Here is a 16,592-nt window from a genome sequence, read left to right as displayed (position 1 = left end):
GAGCTGACCGTCGTGACAGCTACCCTCAGGTGGATGATTCCGGGTGGTCCGTCAGGTCGAGCCGGACTGCCTCGGCGGCGGCTTGGACGCGGCTCTGTACGCCGAGCTTCTCGAGGATGTGCGTGACGTGCACGCTGGCAGTCTTGGGGCTCATGTAGAGCGTCGCGCCGATCTCACGATTCGTCCGCCCAGCAGCAACCAAGGCAAGCACCTGCCGCTCACGCTCGGTCAACAGTGACTGTGGATCCGCGGTGGCACCGCGGCGCTCGTGGTGCTCGGTCGCGGAGTCGTCGAGATGGACCCGAGCGATCTTCGCCAGCGCCTGAATTCGGCTGAGCAGCGGCTCCGCACCGAGCTGGTCTGCGATCTGCCGCGCCGTTTCCAGCTCGGCCGTCGCACGGCCTCGAGCGCCGGTTTGCCTGCGCTGGGCCAGCAGCGCTTCGGCTGCCCTCAGCCGGGCTTGCGCCTCCCAGTACGGCCGGCCGAGTGACGCCCATTCCTGTGCTGCGGTAAGCCACGCCGCCGGGTCGGGCGTGCCGCGGATCCGGGATCGTTCACCGTCGACAACCGCAGCCAGCGCTCCGGCCGCAAACCCAGAAACGGCACGCCGATAGAGCGCCACAAGTCGATCGAAGCCGTCAGCTGACTGCGCTGCGACCGCTGCCTCGAGACCGATGCACAGCAGCGAGCCGGCCATCGGTTCGTCTTCGGTGTCGTGGCTGAGTTCGGCGGAGTCGAGGACAAGAGCCAGGGCCTCGCGCGGGCGATGCTGGACGAGACGCACCAGGGCCATGGTCTCGGCGTAGTCACTCTTGTCCTGGGGCTGGTCGTCGACCGCGAACACCTCTTGCCCGTGCATCAGTTCGACGGCCTTCTGGAGGTTCCCTCGTGCAAGATGGATCAGCGCGAGCTGGGAGTCCTTGAACGCCGGTCCGGACGGGAGACGGCCCTTGTTGTCATCCCTGTCCAGCGCTTCGTCCCACCGACCAGCGAGATAGAGGTTGTAGACGGCATTGCTCTCGAGGATGCCCTCTACCCAGTGCTCGTTGACCATCAAGTGCCGTAGCTCGCTCTGGATGGTGTCCGCGACCGCCACCACCTGGTCGGTGTCGTTGCGCAATCCGTGCACAAAGGTCAGGTGCATCGCCGCCATGGCCAGGTCCTCGGGTTCGGCGAGGTCGCGAGCGATCTTGAGCCCTGCCACAGCCTCTTCGAACGCCTTGTCGAGCCGGCCCTCGATGGCGGCGACCGCTCCCAGCATCGACCGCGCCTGCCCGATCGTCCGGGTGTCACCGGCTTTGGTCGCATGCTCCAGCGCCGCCTGGGCCGCCTCAGCGGTCTCAGCGGTGTGCGCGTAGCCGCGCAGCATCATCGCGTGCGAGATGTAAACCTGGCCAAGAGTTCGGTCGTCACCGGCTGACACCAGACGCCGCGCTCGCTGCAGGTCCGCCATCGCGCCCGCGAGGTCGTCGGTCAGTCCGCGCAGCGTGCCACGCATCAGCAGGGCCGCGAGCGTGCCGACTTCGGTGTCGCGATCAGTCACCGCCGCGTCGAGCAAAGCGAGAGCCTCGACATGCCGGCCGGCGCCGCTCAGCAGCGAAGCCGCCCGCTCGGCGAGCACAAGGCGCGGCGGCACCCGGTCATCGGCCAGGTCCGACGGCCTCCACAACGACGACGCAACGGAGAACCAGTGGCCGGCCTCCGCGAACGCGTACTCCTTCTCGGCCGCACGGGCCGCCATCAGAGCCCAACTGAACGCCGCATCTCGATCGTTCGCGCGGCGATACTGCTCGGCGACCTCGGCGATCACCGATGCGGTGGTGTCGCCGCCAATGCGTTCGGACAAATGCTTCGCGAGTCGCGCATGCAGGTCGCGACGTTCCGAGGACAGCAACTGGTCGTAGGCGACCTCGGCGATCACCGGGTGCCGCGCAGCGCAGCCGACCTCCGAGTCGCGGATCACCAGGCCGGACTCACAGGCCTCTCGGACGGCGTCGGCGGCAGAGTCAGCCGCCGCCAGCAGGTCATCGTCATCGAGAGCGCGAGCAAGTGAGCCAGTGGCCGCGACGACTGCGCGAGCCGTCGGCGAGAGTGCCTGCAGACGCGCCAGCAGCAACTGGCGCAACGAAGCCGGGACCGTCAGGTCCCCGCGGATGAGTTCGACGTTCAGGTACGGATTGCCTGCACTGCGCCCGTAAACCGTAGCGATCGTCTCCGCCGTGCAGTTGGGTTGGAGAGCGCGCAATTGTCGCAACGTCTCCTGCTCGGTCAGCCGGCGAAGCGGTAGATCGACGAGCCCCGGGGTTCGAAGTACCTCCCCCAGCCAGGTCAGGCGGTCGGGCTCGACTGTCTCGTCGCGCCACGTCAGCAGGACCAGCAACCGTCGCTCAGGCAGGTTACGTGTCAAGTGGGCAAGGAGGTCGAGCGTGGACCAATCCGCCCAGTGAACATCCTCGACCAGCAGAACCGTGCTCCGTTTCCCGTCGTCGAGCACTCCGGCAAGGGTCTGCATCGACCATGCTCGAGCCGCAGCAGCCGACGGGAACTGACTGTTTGCCGATTGGCTCAGCGCAGCCGTCACAGTGGCGCCCAGGCCGCTGTAGGCGGTCGCACTCGACATCGGCGCGCAGGCGCCGCGAAAGATCCGCACACCGCTACCAGCCTGCTCGTCCAGAACTCTCCGGACGAGCAGCGTCTTACCGATGCCCGCCTCACCCCGAACCACCACGGCTGCTGAGCGCTCCGCCAGATCAGCGATCAATCCCCGCAGTACCGGAGCCTCATCTCCGCGTCCGACCATCAAGTCGGCCATACACCATCATGCGCCCCCGTCCTGTGGCGAGAAAGCCCTCACCTGGCGATCCCACCAACCGGCGCCGCAGCCCGGCTTGGCGCACGCGACCGCAACTAAGGCACTGCCGCTCCAAATGACAGCGGCATAAGGCGAACGACGGCAGATTTGTGCGCGGATGCCCGATGTCGGCGGTGCTCCTCATCTCGGACAGTCATTGGCAAGTCCAACTCATGAGGAGTCGAATTCCAATGGCTATCAAGACCATCACCAGAATCGCCACCATTGCCGCAACGATCGGCATCGCCGGCCTCCCGCTGGCCGTCACCGCGCCGGCCAGCGCAATCACGAAACCTGAGCTCGGTGCGAACGCCAACCCATCATCGACGCGCCCCGCGGACAGCGGCTTCGATCTGGACCTGCTGCAGCTCGGCGCCGGAACAGTCGGCGGGATCGCCGTCACCGGAGCCGGATTCGCCGCAGTGACCCGGCTGCGCCGCAAAGCCGCTCAGTAACCCGACCACCGAGAGCGGGAGCACACACCCAGCCTCGGCCGCCTACCTTGGGGTTTCGGTGCGGAAGGATTCTCCTAGTTCGGGGCCTAGGCCGTAGTAGTGGCGGAAGTTGTAGATGAGGGGTGACCAGGCTGCGGGGTCTACGTGCGAGGTGCCTGGTACGACGATCTCTCTGGCGGCGTGTACTCGGACGACACGGGCCTGTGCGATCAGGAAGTTGCCTTTAGCATCTAGATCCGCCTCCAAGACCGTAGCCTCGAATTGGAGTGGGCATTCGGCGACTCGGGGTGGGGTGACGAGTTCGGAGGGGACGGGGGTCAGGCCGGATGCGGTGAACTTGGCGCGTTCGTGGCGGAAGCGGGCCTGTTTGTGGGACGGGACCGGGTCGGCCGCCGTCAACGGGGCGAGGCGTTCGACCGACTCCCACTGCTCGGGTGACGGGTAGTTGATCACCACCTCCGGCCTCGCACGCAGATTGATCGCAGTCTGTCCCGAGACACCGACCCCAAGCACGACAACGTCGCCGAGCGCCCAGGCCGACGACATCGGGGCAAGGTTGACGGTGTCGTCCTCGTTCACGGTCGTGAGCAGGGCAACCGGCGTACCGACGTACAGGATGGAAGGTTCGATCGTCAGATGAGTCACGTAAACCGACGCTAGACACGAGACCGTTCGGCGGATGCCTAACTGTGGGAGCGGGATGATGGGGGTATGACGGCTGAGGGTGAGGAGTTGGCGGGGTGGGCTCGGATGTTGGCCGACGGGACTCGGGCGACGGTTTGTCTGGCGTTGCTCGACGGGCGGGCCTGGACTGCCAGCGAGCTTGCCAGGTTGGCGAAAGTTTCGCGGCCGACGATCAGTGAGCACCTGAATCAGCTGGTCGGCGGCGGGTTGCTGACCGAGGTGCGGCAGGGGCGGCACCGGTACGTGAAGCTCGCCGGACCGGATACGGCCGAGTTGCTCGAAGGTCTCGCCGCGTTGGCACCACGTCGTGAAGAAGTCGCGAACAGCCTGGCCGCGGTGAGCAAGCGGGACGCGTTCGCGCGGGCGCGCACCTGCTACGACCACCTGGCCGGCAAGCTCGGCGTCGCGCTCGCCGACGCGATGACCGAGCGTGGCCTGATCGACTGGTCGGAGGGGATCGCGTTGACGCCGGAAGGCCAAGCCTGGTTGGAAGATCTCGGCATCGAAGTCGACGTACGACGCGGCCGGCCCGCCATCAGGTCGTGTCTGGACGTGACCGAACGCCGCCCGCATCTCGCCGGCGCAGTCGGGGCGGCGTTGTGCAGGCACGCGTTACGGAACGACTGGGTGACGCATATCCCGGGCGGTCGCGCTTTGAAGGTGTCCGGTTCGGTTCAAGCGTTCGGGTTGCCTGTGAGAGTTGTCAAAGAATTGCAGCCCGGCCCGCGTGAAACACAGAAGTAACACGCGTCCGGGAGGCGCTCGGCTCCGAAACCCCCTAGCCTTCGGCCATGACTGAGTTCGAGCCCGGCACCGATCTGGTGTCCCGACTCCCTCTGCCCAGCCATGTTGTCGTCCTGGCGGATGGCAAGTGGCGTCGCGGCTGGCTGATCGGCCGCGACCACGAGGAATCGGGATGGACCGCTCTGGTGCAGTACGAGGGCGACGACGGCAACGAGCGGACGGAACGCCTCCCGGCGGACCGGATCGCTCTCCCGGAGTCGAACGGCCCGACTGAACAAGCGTCCTAGGGAGGGAACGCGCACGATACGAAGGCCCCCGGGGTGATGAGTCACCGGGGGCCTTCGTTCGTAACGCTGCTTGGGCGCCTCAGAAGCATCGAGAACCCCGCCCCAGACCCTTCGGGCGGACGGCCTGGGACGGGATCCTCAGTGGCGTTACACACGGTGTATCGCCGGTGACGGGCCGAGTGTTACAGAATCGGAAGAATTTTCTTGCAACCTGGTCACGAACGTACGCGGCCCCGGTGCACGTCCCTGAACACCGGGGCCTGGATCGGCAGCCTCTCGAGCGACCACCGCTCGTGCCCCAACAGGTGCCCCGACGGGCTACGGTCATGCACGATCAGAAACGAACAGCGAGCAGCACGCGACCGGTTTCCGAGCTGCGGATGTCCAGGGCCTTGATCTCGTTGCGCTGCAGCTTCGTGGTCGCCGCCGGCTTCACCGTCGTCCCGGGTGCGGACGTCCAGCTGGCGATCAGCTCGATCTTTCCGGACGTGTCCGTTACGTACAACTCGTACCCGCGGGCGCGTTCGCTCGGCGTCGCGAGTTCGTCGTACCGGCAGCTGATCTCGATCGTCGTACCCCACGGCTCCGGCACCAGCCGGGCGTCCGCGGACAGCTTGCTGGACACCGTCTGGGCGAGTACGACGTAGTCGCCCTTCGGCTCGTCGCGGGTCAGCGGGACGATGATCAGCGCACCGATGACGGCGGCCGCGACGGCGATCCCGGTCGTCAGCGCACCGACCCGGATCCGCTGGCGGCGCCGGTCACGCTGAACGTTCCGGACCAGACCGGGCAGCAGATTCGGCGGTTCCGCCGGGATGGTGGCCAGCGCCCGGTCGGCCGGCAAGGCCGCCAGCACGCCCGGGATGCCGGCCAGGGACGCGACCCCGGCCGAGCACTCCTCACAGGCGTGCAGATGCTCCTCGTACACGCGCCGGTCCTTCGCCGACAGCGCGCCGAGCAGGTAGGCAGCGTCCCACTCCCGGTACGGGTCGCTCACTGGCTCGTCACCCCCTTCTCCTGCAGAGCGAGCTTCAACGCCCGCAGCCCGTAGTGCAGCCGCGACTTCACGGTGCCCGACGGGATGTCCAGCTCCTCGGCGATGTCGGTGACCGTACGGCGCCCGTAGTACGCACGAACGATCACCTGCCGATGTTCCTCCGACAACTGAGCCAGCGACTCGGCTACCAGCCAGGCATCCAGTACGGCGTTCGCGTGGTCGGCGCTCGGGCTCTCCGGGAGGTCGTCGCTGGCGACCTCCCGGCTGACCCGGGCGCTGCGCCGGTCGTCGATGACGAGGTTGCGCGCCACCGTGAACAGCCAGGCCCGGGCGCCCGCCTCGTCCTCGGCCAGGATGTTCGGTCGCCGCCAGGCCCGCAGCAGGGTCTCCTGGACGACGTCCTCCGCGAGCCGGTCGTCGCCGGTCAGCCGGACGACGAACCGCCACAGCGCAGGAGCGTGCACATCGTGCAGCTCACGCAGCAGCGTCGCCCGGTCGTCGGCCATCGGCGCTCCTGCTCTGTGCGGGTCGGACATCGGGCTACTTGCTCGCGGCAGCGGCCCGCTGCACCGACCAGGCACCGTTGCCCAGGACAGCGATCAGCAGGAACGCGAAGCAGAACAGGGCCGCCTTCTCGCCACCATTCTGCACGGGCAGCAAAGCACCCGCCTGGTGCACGCTGAAATACGCGTAGGCCATCGATCCGGAGCACAGCAGCGCGGCGTACCGGGTGCCGAGGCCGATCATCACCAGCGCACCGCCGACCGCCTGGATCAACGACGCCCACCAGGACGGCCAGGCGAAGGCGTCGACCTGTTCAGTGCCGAGGACGCCGAACAGCGCGGCCGCGCCGTGGGTCGCAAACAGGAACCCGACGACGATCCGGAAGACGCCGATGACTTCTTTCTGAAAACGCTCAAGCACCTGCACAGGGCCTCACTCCTCGCGGCGTGGTTGTGGTCTGTGCCTGGTTCGAACGATTCAACGCTCTACTTGGTTCAACGCTGAGTGATGTGAAGCTCACATTCCGAATCGGTTGTCTTTCGGGTCGCGAATTGGTACCCCCGGGCGGCGACCGTCAGCCCCGCACCCCAGGCGACGTACGCCGGGACCGCGACCCAGAAGAAGCTGTCCGGGAGTCCGACATCGCCGTACACGGGCTCGCCCTGGACCGCGTTCACGATCATCTGGAGCAGCCCGACGGTGAAGTACGCCGTGATGCCGGCGCCGATCGTGTAGCCGGGAAGCAGTAGGAGCCAGCGCGGGAAGTACCGGCCGATGCGGTGCACGAGGAGGAACGGGAGGACGGTTCCCGCGAGGACGAAGCCGCCTTCGAAGAGCACGATCGACAGGTTGCCGCCGTACGGCACCTTCTCGAAGCCGACGGCTGCTTGCGCCGCCAACCTGGTCAGGCACCCGGCGGCCGCCAGACACGCGCCCGCGGTCGAGACCCAGTGCGGCCAGGGCTTGGCCTCGGACTGGTGGGATTTGGCCAGGCGGCCGAGCAGTACGGCGCCGGCGACCGCGCCCAGTCGGCTGAGCATCCCGGGCACGTCGATCGGGATGCCGAGACCCGGCAGGAGGGTGGCGACCAGGTCGAGCAGGATGAACCCGGCCGCGGCGAGCCAGCCCGCGGCGAGCGCCCAGAGCAACCACGGCCGGATGCGAATCACGGCGAGCGCGGTGACCAGACAGCCGATCACCGAGACCCAGTTCGGGACCAGCAGATCGTCGCCGGGCAACTTCCACTCGGGTGCGTGACCGGTCGCGAACCAGATCCGCAGCACGCCGTACGCCACCGCCCACACCACGACCGCTCGTCTCATACGGCCAGTCTGTTGAGCCTCGGCCGCGCTCGGATCACCCGCGCGAGGGATCGGCCTCCATCGTCAGCGTGAAGCGTGCAGTTCTTGCAAGATGCGGACGAAGGTCTTGCGGTCGGCCGGCGCGAGCGTCGTGAGGACCTGTTCCTCCTGCGCCTGGATTTCCTTGCGGACGGTACGACGTACCTTGCGGCCCTGGGGCGTGATCGAGAGCAGGCGGGCGCGGCGGTCGGCGGGGTCCGGGGTGCGCTCGATCAGGCCGGCCTGCTGGAGTTCGTCGAGGGTGCCGATGATGCGGGACTTGTCCGCACCGATCGCCTCGGCGAGCGCGGCCTGGGTCCGGACCGGGGTGTCGTCGAGCGCGGTGAGCACCGAGTAGCCCCACATCGAAACGTTGTGCGCGGCGAGCACGGGCAGTTCGAGCGCGATCAGTTCCCGCACCAGCGGATACAGCATCGCGGCGAGGTCGGGTCGCTCGGTTGCCATGCCCGGAAAGGTAGCACTGGCGCAATCATATGCTGGCGCTTACGATAGGCGCATGCCTACTATTGACTACGTTCAGCTCGACGCCGAGGCCGTCCGGGCCAGCATCGAGCTCGTCTCGACCGCGACCACCGACGACCTGTCCAGGCCGACCCCGTGCCGCGCCTGGACCCTCTACGGTCTGCTCGCCCACATGGCCACTCAGCACTACGGCTTCGCGGCCGCCTCCCGCGGTGAGTCCGACCCGGCGATCTGGAAGGTCCGCGATCTCGGCGACGACCCGGTGAAGGCGTACGTCGAATCCGCCGAGCATGTCCTGGACGCGTTCGCGCAGCCGGGAGTCGCGGAGCGGACGTTCACACTCGCCGAGTTCGGCCCCGACGCCGCGTTCCCCGGCTCCCAGGCGATCAGCTTCCACTTCATCGACTACGTGGTCCACAGCTGGGACGTCGCGAAGTCGCTCGGTACGACGGTGACCTTCGCCCCCGCCACGCTCGAGGCGGCGCAGGACGTGGCCCAGGTGGTGCCGACGGGCGAGGTCCGCCTCACCCCGGGAACGCCGTTCGCCCCCGACGTACCGTGGTCCGGCAACGACCCCCTCGACCACATCGTCGCCCACCTCGGCCGCAACCCCACCTGGCCGAACTGAACCAGCCGGCGCTCCAACCCACCACCGACCAAGTGCTTCCGGGGGTGTCAGGCGTGCGCGTATCTTGAGGATCGTGGCGTCCAAACCGTTGCCGCAGCGCGCGGTTCGCGCGGTGGGTGAAAGCTCGCTCTCTGAGCGCTTGGCGCGCGCTCAGGAGCTGGCTTATGCGCCGCTGATGGACTGGGCACGACGCAGTCCGCTACACACCGACGTACTCGGTCATTCGATACATCCCTCGCTCACCGACGTGACAACCGGGTGCTGGCTCGGCACGACCCTTCTCGACCTCGCTGGTGGATCCCAGTCGCGTCGTGGGGCGGGGATCCTCGCCGGGCTCGGGGTGCTGGCTTCCGTGCCGACGGCCATCGCCGGCGCGGCCGACTGGTCCGAGCTGTCCGGCGCCGAACGCCGGATCGGCGCGATCCACGCGCTCGGCGCCGACGCTGCGATCGCCCTCTTCGCCGGCTCGGTCGTCGCACGTCTGCGCGGCAGGCACCGGACCGGCACGAAGCTCGCCCTGGCCGGCAACCTGGTCATCGCAGGCGCGGGCTTCCTCGGCGGCCACCTGGCCCTGACCCGCGGAACCGCCCGCCGAGATTCCTTTGCCGAGAGCAACTGATCCCACCGCTGCGGGCCCGTCTCAAGCGGGCTTGACCCGGTGGACCTCGACGTACCCCGCTCGGCCGACGACCAGCCACTTCTCGGAAACGTCGGCGAGGGCCACGCCTTGCAGGTTCGGCGAGCATGGTGCGCCGGTGCGGTCCACCGCGATCGTCCCTACGAGACGGTCGTTCGCCTGGCTTTCCTGCGTGTCTTGGTACACGCCCCAGATGTACGGTCCGACGCCGTACGTCGCGGTGAACTCCAGGCCCTTGGGCCGATGCTTCCCCTTGGTGGGCGAGCCTTCGGGCAATGCCTGGGTGACGAAACCGTTGGGGCCCTTCGCCCACCAGGCGGGTCCGCTGTCCCACACAAGCAACGGTGGATCGCTCGCCACCACGGCCGGCACGCTGTCGGTCTCGAAAACGAGTGGCTTGCCGTCGGACAACCGGATCACGTCGACATCCGTGCGGTCCGCGTGTTGCAGCACGGTGTGGTCTGCGGCCGTTCCCTTGTGTTCGTGCGGTCCGCGCGACTGATGCGTACCGGTCCATCGAGCCTTTCCGGTCCGCGCGTCCCGGACCTCCATCTGCCAGAACCCCGTCGCCCGCTTCGCGACGACGACCGAGTTCCCATCGCCCGAGACGCCGACGACGTCTGCGTCACGCCACAGCTCGGCGCCGGTCTTGGCGTCGAGCGCGATCGTGGTCGGCGACGGGGCATTGCTCGGCCAGCCAGGACCGAAGGGCGCGCTGACGGTCGCGAGTACGACGGACTCCGCCACCGCCGTGACCATCGTGCGATCGTTGGACGGCGTCGCCACGGCCCGAAAACCCCAGACCGGATCGCCTGTTCGGACGTCGACGCCGACGACCCCACTCGTCGTCGTACCCCTGGGTGCGGACGCAACGGACACCGGCAGGACGTCGCCGGCAGGCCGGACCGCCGGCCGCTGAACCAGTGTCGGCGAGTTCCCCAGAAATCCCGGGCCGACGGCACAAATCCAGACAGTCCCCAGCTCCGGCACCGACATCGGCAACTTGTCGTCGATTACCCACTTCCGCGCACCGTCCGCCGCGCCGAAACAGCAGACCCGAGCGTTCTCCGTCCCCGTGCCGTCAACCATCACCACGGCGTCACCCACCAACCGCACCCGCCCCGGCAGAGCCGGCCACGGCGTCACCAGCCGCTCCTGCCAAACCTTCTCGAGCATCAACTTCGGCGCGGTCTTGTCCGCGGTCTCCCCACACGCCGCAAGCAGAGGTATAGAGGCCATACCAAGAAGGACAGACCGACGGCGGACAAGCACCAGCCGACCGTAGCAAGCCGACGGCGCACGCCCACCCACGCCCGCCGTCCACCTCAGTGACCTGCCGGGCTGCGCAGGTGGCCCATCGAAACCACCTCGGAATGGCCCAGCGATCGCGGGCCACGTCTGCCTACGGTCGGAGGAGAACCATCACTACGACCAGTGCGAAGGATCTTCAAATGCGTGCCATCACTGTCCGGGACCGCGAGGCCGATGGCTACGGGCTGTCCCTGACCGAGCTGCCCTACCCTCACGCCGCCGAGAACGACGTCATCGTGGAGGTGCACGCCGCCGGCTTCATCCGAACCGAGCCGGACTGGCCCGCGACCTGGACCGACCGTGCCGGCCGCGACCGTACGCCAAGTGTCATCGGCCACGAGGTGTCAGGTGTGGTCGTCGAGCTCGGCTACGGTACGACGGGACTCAGGATCGGCCAGCGGGTCTTCGGGCTGACCGACTGGGCCCGTAACGGCTCGCTCGCCGAGTACACCGCCGTGGAGGCCCGCAACCTGGCTCCGCTCCCTGCCGACATCGACCACGTCACCGGGGCCGCTCTCCCGATGCCCGGTCTGACAGCCTGGCAAGCGCTGTTCGACCACGCTCACCTGCAAGCAGGTCAATCCGTCCTCATCCACGGCGCCGGCGGTTCCGTCGGCTCCGTCGCCGTACAACTGGCCCGCGAGACCGGAGCACACATCATCGGCACCGGCCGGGCTGCCGACCGGGACCTGGTCAGCTCCCTCGGCGCCCAGGAGTTCCTAGACCTGGACAGCGATCGCCTCGAGGACGCCGGTGAGGTCGACGTGGTGTTCGATGTGATCGGCGGCGAGATCCGCGACCGCTCCACCGCGCTGCTGCGCCCCGGCGGAACCCTCGTCAGTGTCGCCGAACCACCGACCGTCCACCCGCGCGACGGCAGGTCAATCTTCTTCGTTGTCGAGCCCCACCGCGAACAGACAGCTCAGTTGGCTGCTCGCGTGCGCGACGGAAGGCTCACACCGCTTGTCACAGCCGTCCGCGACCTGGATGCAGTCCCCGCCACCTTCGCAGAACGCACCCGCGGCAAGACCATCATCGCGATGAAACCCCAGCCCTGAGCCTGCTGACCGAACGAGGTTCCACAGCACATGATGGAGCTATGGACAGGACGTCGGTGCACGAGGAACTCGAGCGGGTTCGCGCCGATTTCCGCCGGCTGGTCGAGTCGGCGGACGACGACGTACTGCGCAGAGCCTCGAACGGCACGCGGTGGAACAACCGCCAACTGCTGTTTCACATGCTGCTGGGCTACTTGATCGTCCGTGCGCTGCTCGGGCTGGTTCGTGTCTTCGGTCGGCTGCCCCGCGGAGCAAGTCGCACGTATGCACGATTGCTGAATGCAGGAACCCGGCCCTTCGACGAGGTCAACTTCCTCGGCTCGTACGCCGCCGGCCGCACGGTCAGCCCGGCTCGCATGGTCACGATGTTCGACCACGTCATCGACAAGCTTCACCGGCGGCTCGACGCCGAAACCGACGCCGACCTGGCCCGGGGCATGCACTATCCGACCCGGTGGGATCCGTTCTTCAAGGACTACATGACCCTGGCTGACGTCTATCACTTCCCGACCCAGCACTACGACTTCCACCGCAAGCAACTCACACTGGACTGAGGTCCTCGGTGGGCATCCGCCGTACGACGAACAGCAGCACGCCCGCCACGACACACGCGGCAGCGACCAGCAGGACGAGTGTCCGGTAACCCACCGCGGCGGCGAGCAGCGCGCCGCCGAGAGGTGCGGTGGCCTTCGCGATCAGGATCGGGGCGGCCAGTGTGCCCGCGATCGTGCCGTATCCGATGGCGCCGTACCGGTCGAGCAGGATCGCCGGTGTGGCGATCGACGCGACCCCGAAGCCGAGTCCGAACAGCACCAGGCAGGCGATCGCTCCGAGCAACTGCCGGCCGACGACAGGCAGCAATGACATCGCAATGCCTTGTCCGACAAGGATGCATCCGACGATCGTCGCCATCGGCAACCAACGGGTGGACAATGTGGTGACGACCCGGCCCGTGACCGACAACAACCCGAGCAACCCGGCGAGCGTGGCGGCGACGACGGCCGGATGACCGAGGCTGGTCAGGTACTGCACCAGGTGTACGGCGATGACAGCCAGCGCCGCGCCATGCAGCACGAAGGTTGCCGCAAGCAACCAGAACCCCGGATCATGCAGCACCCAGGTGGGCGACGTGCGCGGACGTCGCGCCTGATGACGCGCCGCAGCCGTCCGTCGCAGCCCAAGGGCGTGCAGAGGAACGGTCAGTGCAGCCAGGAGGACCGCGAGTACGACGAGCGCGCGACGCCAATCGATCCGATCGACCAGCTGCCCGGTGAGCGGGATGAAGATCGAACTGGCGAATCCGGCGACCAGCGTGACGCCGAGCAGCGCCTTCGCCCGCCGCGCCGGCTCCGTCGCTGCCACGACCACCGCGAAGGCCGGCTCGTACAACACCATCGCCGACGCGACTCCGATGAGCACAAAAACCAAGCAGAGCTGTACGGCGCTGTGGACCTGGGACCACCCGAACACCGCCACCGTGCCGACTACGGATCCCACCGTCATCAACGCGTGGCCGCCCCGGGCATCAAGCCAGCGGCCGACCGGTATCGACAGCAGACCTGACACCAGGACCGCGAGAGTCAGCGCGCCCGCTGCCGTGGTGTGCGAGATCTCGAGGTCGTCGCTCATCGGACCGAGGATCACGCTGAAGGCGTAGTACAGAACGCCGTACCCGACCGTTTGTGTGACGGCGAGCGTCCCGACCAGCCGTCCGGGTCTGAACACTGCACGAGTGGCCAGACCCGGAGTCGTCGTCATCAGCCGCAGCAGCCGGCTTGGGTGCTGGGCTTGGCCTCGACGACGGTCAGCAGTCCGCCGCTGATGCCGGTTGCGAGGCCTCGACTCACCGGCGCTTCGATGCTGACCGGTGCTGGGCCACAGCAGCCGCCCCCGGCCTCATCCGTGGAGTCGCCGTACGCGAGGTTCGACGAGCACACGCCGGTTTCCGGCAGGTTCAGCTGGACATCGCGCGCGGCCTCCCAGTCGCCGGCCAACGCGGCCACGACCGAGCGAGCCTGCTCGTAGCCCGTCGCGAGCAGGAACGTCGGCGCCCGGCCGTAGGACTTCGCGCCAACCGCGTAGTACCCGGGCTCCGGGTGGGCCAACTCGTCGACGCCGTGCGGCGGAACGGTCCCGCAGGAGTGCTGGTTCGGGTCGATCAACGGCGCCAACGCCCGCGTCGAACCCAGGATCGGGTCCAGATCCAGCCGCAGTTCGCCGACCATGTCGTGGTCGGGCCGGAACCCGGTCGAGTTCACCACGGTGTCCACCACGACGCGCTGGTCCCCAGCGGCCAGTTCCACCCGGCCGTCCGCCGTACGGGTCAACGACTCGGTGCGGAAGCTGCTCACCAACTCGACGCGGCCCGACTGCACCAGCGCCTTCAGCCGCGCGCCGAGAGCACCCCGCGCGGGCAGTTCGTCGCCATCGCCACCGCCGTACGTCCGCGCCTGGTCGGTTCCCCGAACGACCCAGACCACCTCGGTACCCGGTTCGTGCTCGGCCAGTTCGCCGAGCTCGAGCAGCGTCGTCGCAGCAGAGTGACCGGCGCCGACAACCGCCGTACGACGACCCACGAAACGATCACGATCGCGCCCGAACACGTCTGGCAGCGCGTGTGCGATCGCATCGGCCGTCTCGTCCTCGCCACGGGCCGGGATCCCTGATGCGCCAAGAACGTTCGGGCGGCGCCAGGTCCCCGCCGCGTCGATCACGGCTGACGCCAATACCTCTTCGCCGTCCGCGAGGCGCAGCAGGAACGGCGCTGATTCGCGGCCCGCCGTACGGACGCGGTCGTACCCGACACGGGTCACCGCGATCACCTGAGCGCCGTACCGGATCCTGTCCGCGAGGGTCTTCGCCAGCGGCGCCAGATACTCGTCGATCAGGTCGCCGCCAGTCGGCAGCTCGTCCAGGTCGGGCGCGATCCAGCCGCTGTCCTCCAGCAGCCGGCGCGCGGCTTCGTCGATGTCGTAGCGCCACGGGCTGAACAGCTTCACGTGCCGCCACTCGTCGATCGCGGCCGCGACGCCCGGTCCGGATTCCAGCACCAGGAACTCCAGCCCGCGTTCGGCGAGGTGGGCCGCCGCGGCCAGTCCCACCGGGCCCGCTCCGATGACTACCACCGGCTCTGTCACGATCATCCTCCGCGCTGTCTAGATGCTTGTCTAATCACGAAGCTTGCCTCTTGATTCGACAAGAGTCAAGATAGATCCATGTCGAATCAGCTGCCGGTCCTCAACTCGTGCTGCACGCCGATCTCCGAGGCTGCCCTCGGTCCGGAGCAGGCTGCGGAGGGTGCGGCGGTGTTCAAGGCACTCTCCGACCCGATCCGGCTGCGGCTGATGTCGATCATCGCTTCGGCCGGCGATGAGGTCTGCGTCTGCGACATCACGCCACACTTCGAGGTGAGCGGCCCGACCATCTCGCACCACTTGAAGGTGCTCCGCGAGGCGGGTCTGGTCGACTGCGAGCGCCGCGGCACCTGGGTCTACTACTGGCCTCTGCCTGAGCGCCTCACCTGGCTTTCCACGCTCTTGTCTGTTCCCGCAGCGGTCTGACTCGTCTCCGTGACGTTCCGCGCCGTGGTGATCGGCGGTGGTCAGGCAGGTCTCGCGACCGGGTTCTACCTCCGCCGATCCGGCCTGGTTCCTGGCAAGGATTTCGTGATCCTGGACGCGGCGGCCGAACCTGGCGGTGCGTGGGCCCGCATGTGGCCGACGCTGCGAACCTTCTCCCCCACCCAGTACTCGTCTCTGCCCGGCTGGATGATGCCGCCTTGGACCGGGGACAGCGGCTACCCCTTGGCATCACACGTGGTCGACTACCTCGCCCGGTACGAGGACCGCTACCAGCTCGACGTACGTCGATCCGTCTCCGTCCGATCCGTCAACCGCGGCATCGATGAACTCGTCGTACACACCAACAGCGGCGACTGGCCGGCGGAGCACGTCATCTCGGCGACGGGAACCTGGTCGAGGCCCTTCGTGCCGCACTATCCGGGAACTTTTGCCGGCCAGCAGCTCCACACCGCCGACTATCGAAGTGCGTCGGATGTCAGGGGCCGACGGGTCCTGATCGTCGGGGGCGGAAACTCAGCCGCTCAGATCCTTGCCGAGGTCTCGCTGGTGGCCGAGACGACCTGGGTGACATTGCGTCCGCCACGGTTCCTACCGGATGAGGTCGACGGGCGCGCGCTGTTCGAGATCGCGACCGAACGGCACAAAGCCCGCCTGCGCGGTGAATCCGACACCACTGGCGTCGCCGGTCTCGGTGACATCGTGATGGTTGAGAATGTGCGCGAGGCTCGCGAGCGCGGCGTACTGCACGCGCGCCGGCCCTTCACCCGCCTGGTCGACCACGGTGTCCGCTGGCCCGACGGCACCGAGTCATCGTTCGACACGATCATCTGGTGCACCGGCTTCCGCCCCGCGCTCGGCCACCTCGCCGGTCTCGGCCTGCGCGCGCCGGACGGCCTGATCCCGACCGACGGCACGCAGGCGATCAAGGAATCACGCCTGCATCTGATCGGGTACGGCGACTGGACCGGACCCGCCTCGGCCACCCTCATCGGCGCCGGCCGCACCGCCCGCGATCTCGTCCGCGACCTCTGA

19 protein-coding genes are annotated in these 16,592 nt (G+C 67.9%); 9 read left to right on the top strand and 10 right to left on the bottom strand.

Features of this window, described 5'->3' with window-relative positions; genetic code table 11:
- Positions 1–25: 25 nt before the first annotated feature.
- The gene (locus tag EV647_RS14755) at positions 26–2,812 is read right to left on the bottom strand and encodes a helix-turn-helix transcriptional regulator (protein ID WP_134003053.1); all 2,787 of its coding nucleotides are present in this window, start codon (positions 2,810–2,812) and stop codon (positions 26–28) included.
- 230 nt (positions 2,813–3,042) lie between these two features.
- Here EV647_RS14755 and EV647_RS14750 point away from each other — a divergent pair, with 230 nt between their 5' ends.
- A complete protein-coding gene (locus EV647_RS14750) occupies positions 3,043–3,306 on the top strand; it encodes a hypothetical protein (protein WP_134003051.1) in 264 nt (87 codons plus the stop codon).
- A gap of 42 nt (positions 3,307–3,348) precedes the next feature.
- Here the strand turns inward: EV647_RS14750 and EV647_RS14745 are convergent, their stop codons facing one another.
- Positions 3,349–3,951 (bottom strand): flavin reductase family protein, encoded by a 603-nt coding sequence (locus EV647_RS14745; RefSeq protein WP_134003049.1) that lies wholly within the window; start codon positions 3,949–3,951, stop codon positions 3,349–3,351.
- 66 nt (positions 3,952–4,017) lie between these two features.
- On the opposite strand from EV647_RS14745, the gene EV647_RS14740 reads away from it, so the two are divergent.
- Together EV647_RS14740 and EV647_RS14735 are read left to right on the top strand one after the other, a co-directional pair.
- Positions 4,018–4,734, top strand: a complete 717-nt coding sequence (locus EV647_RS14740) for a helix-turn-helix transcriptional regulator (RefSeq protein ID WP_133787434.1) — start codon at positions 4,018–4,020, stop codon at positions 4,732–4,734.
- Between the two features lie 47 nt (positions 4,735–4,781).
- Positions 4,782–5,021: a hypothetical protein gene (locus EV647_RS14735; RefSeq protein ID WP_130388759.1), complete on the top strand. Its 240-nt coding sequence runs from the start codon at positions 4,782–4,784 to the stop codon at positions 5,019–5,021.
- A 334-nt stretch (positions 5,022–5,355) separates the two neighbouring features.
- Here EV647_RS14735 and EV647_RS14730 read toward each other — a convergent pair whose 3' ends face one another.
- The 5 genes from EV647_RS14730 to EV647_RS14710 form a co-directional block, all read right to left on the bottom strand.
- Entirely contained in the window at positions 5,356–6,018 is a 663-nt protein-coding gene (locus tag EV647_RS14730) for an anti-sigma factor (protein ID WP_134003047.1), read from the bottom strand.
- Positions 6,015–6,524 (bottom strand): sigma-70 family RNA polymerase sigma factor, encoded by a 510-nt coding sequence (locus tag EV647_RS14725; protein ID WP_134003045.1) that lies wholly within the window; start codon positions 6,522–6,524, stop codon positions 6,015–6,017. The genes EV647_RS14730 and EV647_RS14725 overlap by 4 nt, the downstream gene beginning before the upstream one ends.
- 34 nt (positions 6,525–6,558) lie before the next feature.
- Positions 6,559–6,948: a DoxX family protein gene (locus tag EV647_RS14720; protein ID WP_134003043.1), complete on the bottom strand. Its 390-nt coding sequence runs from the start codon at positions 6,946–6,948 to the stop codon at positions 6,559–6,561.
- 68 nt (positions 6,949–7,016) lie between these two features.
- Positions 7,017–7,844 (bottom strand): hypothetical protein, encoded by an 828-nt coding sequence (locus EV647_RS14715; protein WP_134003041.1) that lies wholly within the window; start codon positions 7,842–7,844, stop codon positions 7,017–7,019.
- A gap of 63 nt (positions 7,845–7,907) precedes the next feature.
- Entirely contained in the window at positions 7,908–8,327 is a 420-nt protein-coding gene (locus EV647_RS14710; RefSeq protein ID WP_134003039.1) for a MarR family winged helix-turn-helix transcriptional regulator, read from the bottom strand.
- A gap of 52 nt (positions 8,328–8,379) precedes the next feature.
- Between EV647_RS14710 and EV647_RS14705 the strand changes: the two genes are divergently transcribed.
- Positions 8,380–8,973 (top strand): TIGR03086 family metal-binding protein, encoded by a 594-nt coding sequence (locus EV647_RS14705; protein ID WP_134003037.1) that lies wholly within the window; start codon positions 8,380–8,382, stop codon positions 8,971–8,973.
- Positions 8,974–9,148: 175 nt separating this feature from the next.
- Positions 9,149–9,592 (top strand): DUF2231 domain-containing protein, encoded by a 444-nt coding sequence (locus EV647_RS14700; RefSeq protein ID WP_134003035.1) that lies wholly within the window; start codon positions 9,149–9,151, stop codon positions 9,590–9,592.
- Between the two features lie 21 nt (positions 9,593–9,613).
- Here the strand turns inward: EV647_RS14700 and EV647_RS14695 are convergent, their stop codons facing one another.
- The gene (locus EV647_RS14695; protein WP_134003033.1) at positions 9,614–10,849 is read right to left on the bottom strand and encodes a PQQ-binding-like beta-propeller repeat protein; all 1,236 of its coding nucleotides are present in this window, start codon (positions 10,847–10,849) and stop codon (positions 9,614–9,616) included.
- Between the two features lie 212 nt (positions 10,850–11,061).
- On the opposite strand from EV647_RS14695, the gene EV647_RS14690 reads away from it, so the two are divergent.
- Positions 11,062–11,979 carry an NADP-dependent oxidoreductase gene (locus EV647_RS14690; protein WP_134003031.1) on the top strand — a complete coding sequence of 306 codons (918 nt, stop codon included), beginning with the start codon at positions 11,062–11,064 and terminating at the stop codon, positions 11,977–11,979.
- A gap of 41 nt (positions 11,980–12,020) precedes the next feature.
- Positions 12,021–12,533 carry a DinB family protein gene (locus tag EV647_RS14685; protein ID WP_134003029.1) on the top strand — a complete coding sequence of 171 codons (513 nt, stop codon included), beginning with the start codon at positions 12,021–12,023 and terminating at the stop codon, positions 12,531–12,533.
- Here EV647_RS14685 and EV647_RS14680 read toward each other — a convergent pair.
- A complete protein-coding gene (locus EV647_RS14680) occupies positions 12,520–13,737 on the bottom strand; it encodes an MFS transporter (RefSeq protein ID WP_134003027.1) in 1,218 nt (405 codons plus the stop codon). The genes EV647_RS14685 and EV647_RS14680 overlap by 14 nt on opposite strands.
- Positions 13,737–15,122: an FAD-dependent oxidoreductase gene (locus EV647_RS14675; protein WP_134003026.1), complete on the bottom strand. Its 1,386-nt coding sequence runs from the start codon at positions 15,120–15,122 to the stop codon at positions 13,737–13,739. The genes EV647_RS14680 and EV647_RS14675 overlap by 1 nt, the downstream gene beginning before the upstream one ends.
- 72 nt (positions 15,123–15,194) lie before the next feature.
- Between EV647_RS14675 and EV647_RS14670 the strand changes: the two genes are divergently transcribed.
- Together EV647_RS14670 and EV647_RS14665 are read left to right on the top strand one after the other, a co-directional pair.
- Positions 15,195–15,539: a helix-turn-helix transcriptional regulator gene (locus tag EV647_RS14670; RefSeq protein ID WP_134003024.1), complete on the top strand. Its 345-nt coding sequence runs from the start codon at positions 15,195–15,197 to the stop codon at positions 15,537–15,539.
- A 9-nt stretch (positions 15,540–15,548) separates the two neighbouring features.
- Positions 15,549–16,592, top strand: a complete 1,044-nt coding sequence (locus EV647_RS14665) for an ArsO family NAD(P)H-dependent flavin-containing monooxygenase (RefSeq protein WP_238177213.1) — start codon at positions 15,549–15,551, stop codon at positions 16,590–16,592.

The sequence above is a fragment of the Kribbella sp. VKM Ac-2566 genome, assembly GCF_004366005.1.
Lineage (GTDB): Bacteria > Actinomycetota > Actinomycetes > Propionibacteriales > Kribbellaceae > Kribbella > Kribbella pratensis.
This window is presented reverse-complemented; position numbering and strand designations above follow the sequence as displayed.